Source organism: Mesorhizobium sp. B2-3-15 (genome assembly GCF_006442875.1).
In the GTDB taxonomy this organism is placed as follows: Bacteria; Pseudomonadota; Alphaproteobacteria; order Rhizobiales; family Rhizobiaceae; genus Mesorhizobium; species Mesorhizobium australicum.
Genome location: NZ_VFVO01000019.1, coordinates 55,318 through 68,007 on the forward strand (window position 1 = coordinate 55,318; position 12,690 = coordinate 68,007).

The 12,690-nt window shown below is 63.6% G+C and carries 5 protein-coding genes; all 5 read right to left on the reverse strand.

All coding sequences use genetic code 11. The annotated features are described in order from the left end of the window. On the reverse strand, positions 1-2,322 hold the full coding sequence (locus FJ954_RS29410) for an ABC transporter ATP-binding protein (RefSeq protein WP_140665332.1): 2,322 nt from the start codon (positions 2,320-2,322) through the stop codon (positions 1-3). Between the two features lie 50 nt (positions 2,323-2,372). Further along, positions 2,373-3,530 carry an ABC transporter permease gene (locus FJ954_RS29415; protein ID WP_140665335.1) on the reverse strand — a complete coding sequence of 386 codons (1,158 nt, stop codon included), beginning with the start codon at positions 3,528-3,530 and terminating at the stop codon, positions 2,373-2,375. An 11-nt stretch (positions 3,531-3,541) separates the two neighbouring features. Further along, positions 3,542-4,576 carry an ABC transporter permease gene (locus FJ954_RS29420; protein ID WP_015317135.1) on the reverse strand — a complete coding sequence of 345 codons (1,035 nt, stop codon included), beginning with the start codon at positions 4,574-4,576 and terminating at the stop codon, positions 3,542-3,544. A 147-nt stretch (positions 4,577-4,723) separates the two neighbouring features. Next, positions 4,724-6,382 (reverse strand): ABC transporter substrate-binding protein, encoded by a 1,659-nt coding sequence (locus FJ954_RS29425; RefSeq protein ID WP_015317134.1) that lies wholly within the window; start codon positions 6,380-6,382, stop codon positions 4,724-4,726. 252 nt (positions 6,383-6,634) lie between these two features. Further along, positions 6,635-12,688 (reverse strand): translocation/assembly module TamB domain-containing protein, encoded by a 6,054-nt coding sequence (locus FJ954_RS29430; protein WP_140665338.1) that lies wholly within the window; start codon positions 12,686-12,688, stop codon positions 6,635-6,637. Between the last annotated feature and the right edge of the window lie 2 nt (positions 12,689-12,690).

Sequence of the window (12,690 nt, forward strand, 5' to 3'; positions counted from 1 at the left end):
CTAATGCGGCTTTGTCGTGTCCTTCGGTTTTGAATCACCGGTTTCCGACACCTCGTCGCGGACTTCGTGGCGACGGGCCCGCGAAACGGCGTCCGCCTCCTCGGCGGCCTCCCCGATCGCGTCGGCCTCAGCACCTGCCACCTTGCCATGTGGCCGCTTCGGCGGGTCGCCGGCAAAGCCCGGACCTTCGCCATGCGGCGCGTCGTCAGGCACGCCTTCATGGGCAGCATGTTCCCTGTCGAACTTGATCACCGGCTCCATGGTCTTGAGCACGTCGTCGGAGAGCCAGCACAGGCTCATATGGCCATCGCCGAGGTTCTTGACCGGCGGCACCTTGATCTCGCACAGATTGTCAGGCACCAGCTTCTTGTAGCCGCAGCGTGTCTGGAACGGACAGCCGGACGGCGGGTTCATCGCCGAGGGGATGTCACCTTCCAGCACGATGTGCTTCTTGACCACGCTGGTGTCGGCAATCGGGATCGCCGAGAGCAGCGCCTCGGTATAGGGATGGTAGGGCGGCGCGAAGATCTGGTCTGTCGTGCCTTGCTCGACGATATAGCCGAGATACATGACGACGACGCGGTCGGCGATGTAGCGCACGACCGAGAGATCGTGGCTGATGAACAGCATCGTCGTCTTGTTCTTGCGCTGGATGTCCATCAGCAGTTCCGTCACCGCCGCCTGCACCGAGACATCGAGCGCCGAAACCGGCTCGTCGGCCACCACCACCTTGGCGTCGCCGGCGAAGGCTCGCGCCACGCCGATACGCTGCTTCTGGCCGCCGGAAAGCTGGCGCGGCTTGCGGGTTTCGAACGCCCGCGGCAGTTTCACCAGGTCGAGCAGTTCCAGCATGCGCTTGCGGCGGTCGGCAACGGTCTTGCCGACGTTGAATTTTTCCAGCGTCCGGATGATCTGCGACCCGACCGAATGGCTGGGGTTCAGCGTGTCGAACGGGTTCTGGAACACCATCTGGATCGACGACACGGTGTCGACGCTGCGCTTCTCGATGCCGGTCGACTGGATTTCCTTGTTGCCGAGCGTGACGCTGCCGGAGCTGGCGGTTTCCAGCCCGAGCAATACCTTGGCAAGCGTCGACTTTCCGCAGCCGGATTCGCCGACGATGGCCACGGTTTCGGATTCGCGTGCCATGAACGAGATCGTCTCGTTGGCCTTGACGACGCGGCCTTCGCTCGAGCCGAACACCTCGCTGCCGCCGACCTTGTAGTATTTCCGCAGGTCCTCGATCTTGAGTACTGGCGCACCGGGCACGACGCGCTCATTCACCTTCTTGGCGCCGGGCGGCAATGCCTCCCAATCGATCTCGTTGAAGCGCACGCAGCGCGAGAAATGGCCCTCGTGTCCGGCGACTTCGATCATCGGGATTTCGGCGGCGTTGCAGACGCCCTCGACGAAATGGTGGCAGCGCGGGCCGAAATTGCAGCCTTTGGGCCGTTCGTGCGGCAGTGGCAATTGCCCCGGGATCGAGATCAGCGGCCGCGAGTTCTTGTCGGCGCCAGGCAGCGGGATCGAACGGAACAGCCCCTGCGTATAGGGGTGGCGCATCCGGTCGAAGACGTCCTTGATCTTGCCGGTCTCGACTGCCTCGCCCGAATACATCACCGTGATGCGGTCGCAGGTTTCCAAGATGAGGCCGAGATTGTGCGACACGAAGATCATCGAGGTGCCGAACTTCTCGCCCAACCCCTTGACCAGGTCGACAATGCCCGCTTCCACGGTTACGTCGAGCGCCGTCGTCGGCTCGTCGAGCAGAAGCAGCGCCGGCTTCGACAGCAGCGCCATGGCGATAACGATGCGCTGCTGCTGGCCGCCGGAAAGCTGGTGCGGATAGGAGCGCATCATGCGCTCGGGATCGGGAAGCTTGACCGAGCGCACCATTTCGAGCGCCCTGGAGTAGGCCTCTTTCGTCGACACCTTGTCGTGGATCAACGGCACTTCCATCAGCTGCTGGCCGATCTTCATCGCCGGATTGAGGCTGGCCATCGGCTCCTGGTAGATCATGGCGATCTTGTTGCCGCGGATGGCGCGCAGCTCCTCGTCGGAGAGCTCGCCCATGTCCTTGCCCTGGAACTTGATCTTGCCGCCGACGATCTTTCCGATGTTGGAGAGGTCGCGCATGATGCCGAGCGACACGGTCGACTTGCCGCAACCGGATTCGCCGACGATGCCCATCGCCTCACCCGGCATGACCGTGCAGGAAAAGTCCATGACGGCCGGTATCTCGCCCTTGCGGGTGAAGAAGGAGATCGAAAGGTTCTCGATCTCGATGATCGGCTGTGCCGGATTTCGAACTGCCTCGTTCATGGGTCGCTCCAATCCTTATTCTTGGCCAAGTGGGATCTGAGACCCCGCCGTCAATCCTTCATCGATTGCTCACGCAGTGAGTCGGCGAGCAGGTTGAGACCCAGCACGAACGACATCAACGCGATCGTCGGCGGCAGCGCCGGGTGAATAAAGGACCGCAGCAATCGGCTGGCATCCTTGATCGCCGTACCCCAGTCCGGGCTCTCGGGCGCGAGGCCCAGGCCGAAGTAACCCAGCGTGCCGAGCAGTATGGTGGTGTAGCCGATGCGCAGGCAGGCATCGACAATCAGCGGCCCGCGCGCATTGGGCAGGATCTCCCATAGCATGATGTACCAAGGCGATTCACCGCGCGTCTGCGCCGCCGCCACATAGTCGCGCGTCTTGATGTCCATCACCAGGCCGCGCACGATGCGGAACACGCCAGGGCTGGAGGCGAACACCACCGCGACGAAGATATTGAGCTGGTTGGGATCGATGTGGACGATGTGCAGCGGGTCCCTGTCGAAGACGAGGCCGAGGTAGATCCAGCCGCCTATGATCAGTGTCAGGCCGAGCAGCACATAAATCCGGTCGGGCCGGTTCTTGTAGCGCGTCCAGAACAGCACGCTGAAGAAAATGATCGGAAACAGGAAGAAGACGCCGGCCAGCGCATAGGGGATCGGCGTGTCCATGATGCCCGGCGTCACCAGCAGGTAGAACAAGAGGATCACCGGGAAGGCCAGCACGAGGTTGGCCAGGAACGACAGGATGGAATCGATCTTGCCGCCGTAGTAGCCGGCCGGCAGGCCAAGCGTGATGCCGACCATGAGCGCGAAACCGGTCGCGGCGGGTGCGATGATCAGCACGATCTGGCTGCCATAGACCATGCGCGAGAACACGTCGCGGGCGAGCTTGTCGCCGCCGAAGAGGTAGACGAGCCCCGATTGCGGTTCGATGGCGCCCGGCAGCGTGTCCTTCATGATCGGGATCTGGCCGAGCGGATCGAAAGGCGAGATGGTCGAGGCGAAAATCGCCGTGAACAGCCAGAACAGGCAGATGAACACGCCCGCTATGCCGACGCCGCTGTCGAACAACTGGCCGTAGAGCGCCAGCTTCTTCTTGTAGAGAAAGCTCGCACCCATGACGATGGCGAGCGCGGCCCAGACCGGCCAGAAGCGCCAGAGCACTTCGAGGATGATGGTGGAGGCGCCGATATATTGAGCTTGCATGCGCCTTCTCCCTACTGAACGCGGATGCGCGGATTGAGGAATGCGTAGCCGACGTCGGAAATGAGCTGGGTGATCAGCACGATGAACACCGAGACCAGCGAACAGCCGAGCAGAAGATCGATGTCGTTGTTGCCGGCGGCCTCGACCAGCGTGTAGCCGAAGCCCTGGTAGCGGAACATCACCTCGACGATGACGACGCCGGTGAGCAGCCAGGGGAACTGCAGCATGATGACGGTGAACGGTGCGATCAAGGCGTTGCGCAGCGCGTGCTTGACCACGACGCTTTTGAAGGAAAGCCCCTTCAGGCGTGCCGTGCGGATATATTGCTGCGTCATCACCTCGACCATCGAGGCGCGTGTCATGCGTGCGATATAGCCGATGCCGTAGATCGCCAGCGTGATCACCGGCAGGGTGAAATTGTAGAACGTGATGCCCTGGCTTGCTGAGGCGGCCGACCCGTTCAGCCAGCCGAGCCAGGAGGCGAAGATGACGGTGAAGATGACACCCGACACATATTCAGGCGTCGCCGTCGAGGCGATCGAGGCGATCGACAGCACGCGATCGGTGCGCGACCCCTCCCGCATGCCGGCAAGGATGCCAACCAGCAGCGACACCGGCACCATTACGCCCAGCACGCAGAGCATCAGAATGCCGGTAGCGCCCAGCGCAGGGAACAGCTTGGCCGCGACCGTGGTCTTGAACTTGGTCGAGCAGCCGAAATCACCCTCGATCACGCCGGAGAATGTCGGCACGGCCGGGTCATTGCAGAAGGAGAAGCGCTGCGTGGTCTTTCCGGTCGCCGGATCCGTGATCGGCTGCTTGGGCACGACGCCGAGCCACTGGCCATAGCGAACGAAGAAATTCTGGCGATAGCCGTGATTGACCAGCCAGCTTTCGAGTTGCTCCGCCGATGTGTGCATTTCGGTCTGGCTGATCGCCAGCTTTTTTAGATTGGGTTCGAGATTGACGAGGAAGAAGACGACCAGCGTCAGGCACAGCATCGTGAGCAGTATCGTGCCGATGCGTCTGATGATGAATGAGAACATTGTGCCCCCCTGCCGGCCGGGTTGGGGTCAGATATGGTCAACCCTGTGACGAAAACCCTGTAGCGTCCCGCCGCCGCTGCATCCAATGCAACGGCGACGATCCTGCGAATATGAGGGGCAGGCGCCCCTCATATCATCAAGCAACGGTCACGCCTGATCGAGCCAGACCTTGCCGAAATCGTGCTCGTAGGTGGGGTGCATCGAGTGGTTCTTCACCTCGGGCTTGATGTTGATGTAGAGCTTGCGCCAGTAAGGCTGGATGATGATGCCGGAATCCTGCAGCATCTGCTCGATGTCCTTCATCACCACCTTGCGCTTCTCGGCATCGGCGATGCCGAGCGCCTCGTTGACCTTCTTGTCGAAGTCCGGATTGGCATAGGCCGTCTCGTTCCAGGCTTCGCCCGAGCGGTAGGCGATGGCGATGACCTGGATGCCAAGCGGACGCATGTTCCAGTTGGTTTCCGAGAATGGATACTTCGTCCAGTCGTTCCAGAAGGTCGAGCTCGGCAGCACGGTGCGCTTCACCTTGATGCCGGCCTCGCGCAGCTGGGCCGCGATCGCGTCCGTGGTGTTCTTGTGGTAGTCCTCGTCGTTGCTGATCAGCTCGTGTTCGAAATCGATCACGCCGGCTTCCGTCAGCATCTGCTTGGCCTTGGCGACGTCGCGCTTGATCTTCGGCAGTTCGACATATTCCGGATGGATCGGCGCGACATGGTGGTTTTCGGCCGGCGTGCCGGCATTGCCGTAGCCGAGCTGCAGGACCACCGAATTGTCGACGGCCAGGCACATCGCCTGACGCACCTTCTGGTCGCCATAAGGCTTGGCGTTGACGTTGAAGCGCGACACCACGGTAGCCGCGGTCACCACTTCCGAAGGCGGCGCGCCGACGTCCGCGATGATCTTGACGTAGTCGGCGGTCGTTTCGTGGTTGGTCTGCACTTCGCCCGATTCGAAGGCCGAAACGGTCGCGGCCGGATCGGTGCCGTAGTCGATGAACTCGACGCCGTCGAGGAAGGCTTCGCCTTGCCACCACTTGCCGGTCGTGCGGCGCTTGTAGACCACCTTCTGGCCGACATCATAGGAGACGAGCTCGAACGGACCAGTGCCGATCGGGCAGTTCTTGAAGTTGGCGCCCTTCTCGTCGAAGCTCTTGTGGACGACGAGGCCGGGATAGTCGCACAGGTTCGGGATGATGGCGATGTCGGGCTTCGACAGCTTCAGTTTGACGGTCATGTCGTCGACCTTGACGATCGACCCTTCGCGCAACTTCTTGGTCTTTTCGTCAACGAGGCTGCCGAGACGTCCAGGCATCGAGTTGCCTTCGGCTGATTTGTCGGCCCAGCGGGTGAAATTGTAGATCACGTCATCGGCGGTGAACTTGTCGCCATTGTTCCATTCGACGCCAGGCCGCACATGCAGCGTGTACTCGGTGGCGTCGTCGTTGATGTCCCAGCTTGCCAGCAGATATGGAGCGAATGTGTACTCCTTGGTGTATTTCACCAGCGGCTCGAGCGCCTGGCGCTCGGCGTTGGAAATCTCGGACCAGTCGGCGGTACGCGGATCCTTGGGATCCTTGACCGACATCGCCACTTTCAGCACGCCGCCCTTCTTGCCCTGGACGTCCTCAGCCTTGGCCGGGGTCGGGGCGGCAAGGCCGAGCAGGCCGTAGGCCATGGCGGTCGAGGCACCGAAGACGCTGGCGAGCGCGAGGAATTCGCGGCGATCGACTTTGCCCGACTTGGCTTCTTCGGCCATCGCCAGGATGTGATCCGGAACGCTGTCGCCGTTGCTCTTATAGATTGTCATGACTAACTCCCATTGTTGGCTTTCCGCCGATTAACATTCCGCATCCGGGCCATGATGTCAAAGACGGCATGGATTGGGAACATGTTAGCGAATGTGCAACTTTGGAAGGGGGGCAGTTCGCGTGATAGCGACAGTCTTGGCGCAAAATTGCTAGTGCGCCCAGATTTCGCCAAAATCTCTTCGGGCAATTAAATTGAGACATTCGCACTGATTACGACAGCGCCAGTTGCGGCCAGGATGAAGGCCAGGCCCTCAATATTCCTTCTCGTAGAAGACGCCGCCCTTGGCTTCGCCGGCGTCCGTCGCCTCGCCGCGCAATTTGACGCCGCGCCCGACATTGAGATCGATGGTCGCCTTGCCGGAACCCGGCTTGTCGCCCTTCTGGATGGTCACATAGGTGCGGTCGTTCAGATACTTGCCGGCCGAGACCGCCGTGCCGCCCTTATCATCGGTGGTCACGTCGAGGTCGTCGACGCCGATGGCGCTGCGCAGGTTTTCCAGAAGCGACGTCGAACCGCCGACGCCGGCCAATTGTCCGGCGGCCTCGGCCAGCTGCGCGATCTGCAGCGGCGACAGGTTCGACATCGACCGCCCGAAGATCAACTGCGCCAGCACCTCGTCCTCCGGCAGCGCCGGCACCGAACTGAAGGTGAATTTGGGATTGGTCGCCTCGCCCGACACCACGATGGTGACGGTCGCGCCGGTCGTGGTCGTCGTCGCCGTCAGATTGAGGTAAGGCACCAGCGAACCCGAGAACCCGACCGTGCCTTCGGTGAAGGTCAGCCGCTTGCCAAGGATCGACAGCCGGCCGCGCTGCAAGGTGAAGGTGCCGACGGCTTGCGGCGACGAGGCCGGGCCGGTTAGCTTGAGCGAGCCACCGAATTCGGCGTCGACACCCCTGCCCTGGATGAAGATCTGGTTCGGCGCGTTGACCGTGACGTCGAGCGCAAGACCGCTGCCACCGCTCTTGCCGCTGGTCGTCGCCGGGCGCAGCGCCTTGTCCTGCGCCCTGACCGGACCCGGCGCATTCTTGTGCTTGACGTCGAGCGCCGAGAGCGAGCCTGGCAATTTGTCCGGGACCGTGATGACGGTCTTGGCCAGGTTGACGGTGCCGGCAATCGCCGGTGCCGAAGTCAGCGGCCCCTTGATCGTCAGGTCGCCGCCAAGGTTGGCGGTCACCACGCGACCGTCCGTATAACGACCGTCCGTGAGCTTGATCGACAGGTCGGCCGGGAATCCTTGCGCCGGATTGATGCCGACCGTGCCACTGGCCGAAAGGCTGCCGCGCGTCGACAGTGTACCGGTCAGCCGGTTGATCCTGGCGACGTCGTTGCCGATCGAGACATCGAGGGCGATGTCGTTGACTGCGAGACCCGAATTGGCATCGACCAGGCGTGCGCCGGACGCCCTCACCGTACCACCGATGACAGGCGATTTCGCCGGACCGCGCACCTGGACATTGACGTTGGCGTTGCCGGTCAGCGACAAGCCCTGCGCGGCAAGTTTCTCGCTGAGAAGGCCGAATGGCACCGCACCGTTGAAGTCGAGCGCCAGCGCCGGAGTGCCCACCGTCGTCACCGTGCCGCCGCCCTTGAGCCCAAGGCCGGCCCCGTCGCTGATATTGGCGTTGAAGGCCAGCTTGTTGCCGGCAAAGGTGCCGGACGAAGAAACGCTCACCGCGCCGACGCCCGCGCCACGGGTCTGCGATGTCTGCACGCCGGCCGCGTCTATGTTGAAGGCAACCGCGGGGCTCGCCGGTGCGCCCGTCACCTTCACCGTGCCGGAAATGGAACCCGCGGCATCGAGCCCGGGCGAAAAACTGTTGGCGAGCGACATCGGCACGCGTGCCAGCACCGCATTGATGTCGAGCGCCTGCCCGACCTTGCCGGTGACCGTCGCGGTGCCGCCGCCAAGGTTGAGCACCAGCCTGTCCAACGTCGTCGTGCCATTGGCGATGCTGACGGTCGAGGCCTGGGCGATGGCCGCCTTGATGCCCTGGACGGTCGCCTGGCCTGAAGCAAGCTCGATGGTGGTCGTCCCGTTGGCTACCTTCACCCGGCCTGCCGCCTGCGCCGGAATGCCCTTGACCGTCGCTCCACCGGAAAAGCCGGTCCAGTCGCCATCGCGCTTCAAATCGACATTGATGCCGCTGATCACCGTACCGCCCGAGGTGACGGTGTCGGCGCGGATCTTGCCTGAAATCACGGGAGCGGCGAGATAATTGGCGATCAGCGCATCGACCGAGACGGCCTTCACCTGCAGGTCGCCGCGTATGATCGAGTCGGTCGTCGCCTTGATGGCGACCTGCGGCGCCGCGCCATTCCTGGAGAAGGCGATCGTGCCGCGAACGTCGCCTTCGGCCTTTTCCAGTGCCAGTGCGGCAAGCGGCCCGATGTCGGGGAGGTCGAGCGAAATGATGCCTTCAGGCACGAACTTGTCGTCCAGCGCCAGATCGCCCGAGATCCGGTTCTTGCCCAGCGACAGCAGCAGGCCGTTGATGGCGCTCTTGCCGTTCGCCGTTGCCAGCACGGCACTCCCCTGCAGCGCCTGCCCGGCGACATTGCCGGTGAGTTGGACATTGGCCGCCGGATTGGCGGCATCGGCCTTGCCGGTAGCCGTGAGCTTCAATCCGGTGATCTCGCGCGATGCCACCGACAGTCTGTCGCTGTTGACTGTAAGCGACAGGTCGGGCGCCATGGCCGGCCCTTGCGCGCTCAGCGCGAAGGCGATGGCGCCCGTGGCATCCTTCGACAATGGCGAGATGTCGCTCAGCGCCCCCCTGATATCGGCGGTCACTTTGTTGTCGGCAAGGCTTGCCTGTCCGTCGGCGCTCAGCGCGCCGGAAGTCAGCTTCAATCCACCGATGTGGAGATTGCCGTTGGGTTCGCGCTTCAGCATGGCGCTTATCTGGGCGCGGTCGCCAAGCATGCCGCGCGCCGCCGCCGGCAAGGCCGACGATGGCGCATCCGCCTTCAGGTTGAGATCGATGGCACCGTCACGCAGCGATACCTGACCGGCCACCTGGCTGCTCAGCGCATCGCTTTTCAGCGAGCCGCTGTCGATAGCCACAGTGTCGGCGCTCAGCCGGGCGCTGAGCGCGGCCGTGACCTTGCCGGCGATAAGCGGCGCGATCGTTGGATTGTCGAGCCCAACCTTGTCCACCGATACCGTTCCGGAAACCGGCCCGGCGCGATTCCGGAGATCGAATGCGTCCGAGTGCAGTGCCAAGGTCAGTCCGTCCACCTTCGCCGGGCTGGTAACGACCGAGGGCAGGATCACGGAAAGGTCCAGTCGGGCATGCGTGCTTTCGCCCGCGATTTTAGCCGATACTGATCGGACCTCGATCTTGACGGGGCTCTCGGCGCTGCCGACCGTCAGCGGCAGGCTGGGACCCGACGAGGTCAGATCGATCGCAAAATCGCTCGCCCCGTTCGGATTGATGGTGCCTGTGGCCTGCCCAGAGACCTTGTCGCCGGACAGGGTTGCATGGTCGAGGGCGACGCCGCCGGCGATCGTGTAGCTGCCGGCCGCATCGACGGCGAGCGGTCCGAGCCCTGCCTGGCGGGTCTGGCTGGTCTCGGCACCGGCCAGTTTCGCGTTGAACCGGATATCGGGAGTTGCCGGCGCTCCGCTCACTTCAGCGATACCGTCAAGCGTTCCCGTGGCATCCAGGCCAGGCGAAAACGCATTGGCAAGCGCTGCCGGCAAGGCGGAGACCTGCGCCGCCAGATCGAGCGTCTCGCCAGCGCTGCCCGACAGCGCCACCTTGCCGCCGCCAATATCGAGCACCAGCTTCTCGATCTTGGCCGTACCGTCGGCGATGGTCAGAGCCGACGGTTCGGCAATCGCCGTCTTGATGCCGCGAACGGTGGCGTCGCCCGAGGCGATCTCGACGCTGGTGGTGCCCTCGGCGATCTTCACCCGGCCGGCAGCGGTCGCAGGAATGCCTGCTATGGTCGCGCCACCAGTGAAATCGGTCCAGTCGCCGTCGCGCTTGAGGTCGACGCCGATGCTGCTGATTTCCGTGTTTCCCGAAGTGACCGCATCGGCCTTGATGGTGCCCGAGATCGCCGGCGCCTTGAGATAATTGGCGACGAGCGCATTGATGGCGATCGCTTTGGCCGTCACCTCGCCACGCGCGACCGACGTGCTTTTGGCATCGATGGCAATGGACGGTGCATCGCCGTCCTTGGCGAACAGGATGGTGCCGTTGATGTCGCCGGTCACCGCCTGGCCGGCGAGCGCGGCCAACTGGTCGATGGCAGGTGCGGCGAGCGTCAGCGTGCCCAGGGGCATGAACTTGTCGTCGAGCGCCAGGTCGCCTGAGACCTTGTTGTCGCCCAGCGATACCAGGAAGCCATTGATCGAACGCTTGCCCTCGCTGGTCACCAGGGCCGCCTTGATGTCGAGCGGCTGGTCGTTGACGGCGCCGGTCAGCGAGACGTTGGCGGAAGGGTTCGTTATGTCGGCCTTGCCGCTCGCGGTCAGCTTGATGGCCTTCACCGTGCGGCCCGAAGCGGTCAGGCTGTCGCTGTTGGCGCTAACGGTGAAATCCGGCGCGGTCATCGCGCCGCTTGCCGACAGCGCGAAATCGACCCCGCCGGCAACTGGCACGCCGACCGTCGGCGACAACACCGAGACGTCGCCCAATTTGCCCTTGATGTCGGCCTGGATGTCCGTGCCTTGCATGCTGGCCGTACCGCTGGCGCTGAGCGATCCCGAAGTGAGTTCGATGGAGTTCGCGGCGAAAGATCCCTGCGGATCGCGCGATGCCGTGGCCGAGAACTTCACCCGCCCGCCGAGTACCGAGGCGATCTGCTGGGGAAACGCGGTCGCCACGGCATCGGCATTCATTTTGAGCTGCATCGACATGTCGGCGAGCGCCACCGTCGCCGTCAGCGAGGCATTGACCGCATCGGAGCGCAGCGTACCCTGATCGATGGCAATGGCGTCCTTGCTGATCGAACCGGCCAGATCGACATTGACCTTGCCGGTGATCAGCGGCGCCAACGTCGCGACGTCGGTGTTCAGGCCGCCCGCCTCCAGCTTGACGGCAACCGGGCCGGCGCGGTTCTGGATATCGAAACCATCGGAATGGATTTGCGCCGCCAGATCGTCCAGCCGCGTGCCGCCGGCGACGATCGAAACGAAGGAGGCGCCGATGTCGACGATCGGCGCCTTGCCGTCGCCGAAGGCGCGCGCGGTGGCGTTCTTGATCGCGAGCGTGATCGGCTGCGCCTTGCTGCCGACGCTGATCACCACGGGCGGGCCCTTGGCGGCGAGTTCGACCGACAGGTCGCTGGCGCCGGCAGGATCGGCAATGCCGGACGCGGTGCCGTGCACCGCATCGCTCTCGATGCTGGCCCGGTCGATGCTGATACCGCCGACCGACGTGGCGGTGCCCGCGACATCGAAGCTGGTCTTGCCGGCAAACAGGGGCTTCAGGTTTTCCGGCAGGAAGCGCGCAAAATCGCCGTCGCCCTTTGCCTCGACATGATTGCCCTTGTCGGTGAGCTGGTGACGGCCGGTGAGCTGGGTGACGATCCGATGGTCGACCAGGAAGGTGCCGACACCGCTCCAGTTGGCAAGCGGTCCACTGCCCGAAACCACGATATCTACTGGTGGCGCATCCGGCAGCTTGAGCAGGTTGGCAATGATGCCGCCGGCCGGCTCCGACGCCTTGAGGTCGAGGTCCAGCTTGTTATCGGCGGGTGCGAAATGGATCTTGGCGTCGACATTGCCCTGTTTGCCGTCGTGACGGGTGACATTGAGCACCGTCTGGACCGCCAGTGGCGCGGCATCGGCCTTGAGCATTCCCTTGGCCGCGAGCTCGGCGATGCCGCTGCCGGCCAGTTGCTGGCCAAGCGCGATTTCCGGCAGCTCGATCTGCTTGATGTCGATGGAGACCGGCAGCGTCGTCGTGCCGCTCTGCGCGGGCGGCTGCGTACCGGCCACCGGCAGGCGTGCCAGTTCGACGCGATCGGCGGCGATGCGATCGGCGCTGAAGCTTTTGGACAGAAGTGCCGTCGGCGACCAGTCGACGGCCACCTTGCGCGCCACCAGCCAGGCGCCCTCACGGTCCTCAAGCACGACATGGTCGACGCTGAGATTACCCGACCAGATGCCGTTGATGCCGCTGACGGTGACCTTGCGGTCGGCGCTCGAAGCCAGCCGCGAAATGATGCCGGCGAGGTTGTCGCGCCCGCGCTCGGTCTTGGTCAGCACGACCAGCGCGCCGATCGCACCCGCGACCACGATCAGCAGCGTGTAAAGGACAATGCGAAGGATGCGCCAGACCGTTTTCATCG

Coding starts and splice junctions, on each gene's coding strand:
- FJ954_RS29430 (WP_140665338.1), bottom strand. CDS start 12,688: ATGAAAACGGTCTGGCGCATCCTTCGCATTGTCCTTTACACGCTGCTG.
- FJ954_RS29425 (WP_015317134.1), bottom strand. CDS start 6,382: ATGACAATCTATAAGAGCAACGGCGACAGCGTTCCGGATCACATCCTG.
- FJ954_RS29415 (WP_140665335.1), bottom strand. CDS start 3,530: ATGCAAGCTCAATATATCGGCGCCTCCACCATCATCCTCGAAGTGCTC.
- FJ954_RS29410 (WP_140665332.1), bottom strand. CDS start 2,322: ATGAACGAGGCAGTTCGAAATCCGGCACAGCCGATCATCGAGATCGAG.
- FJ954_RS29420 (WP_015317135.1), bottom strand. CDS start 4,576: ATGTTCTCATTCATCATCAGACGCATCGGCACGATACTGCTCACGATG.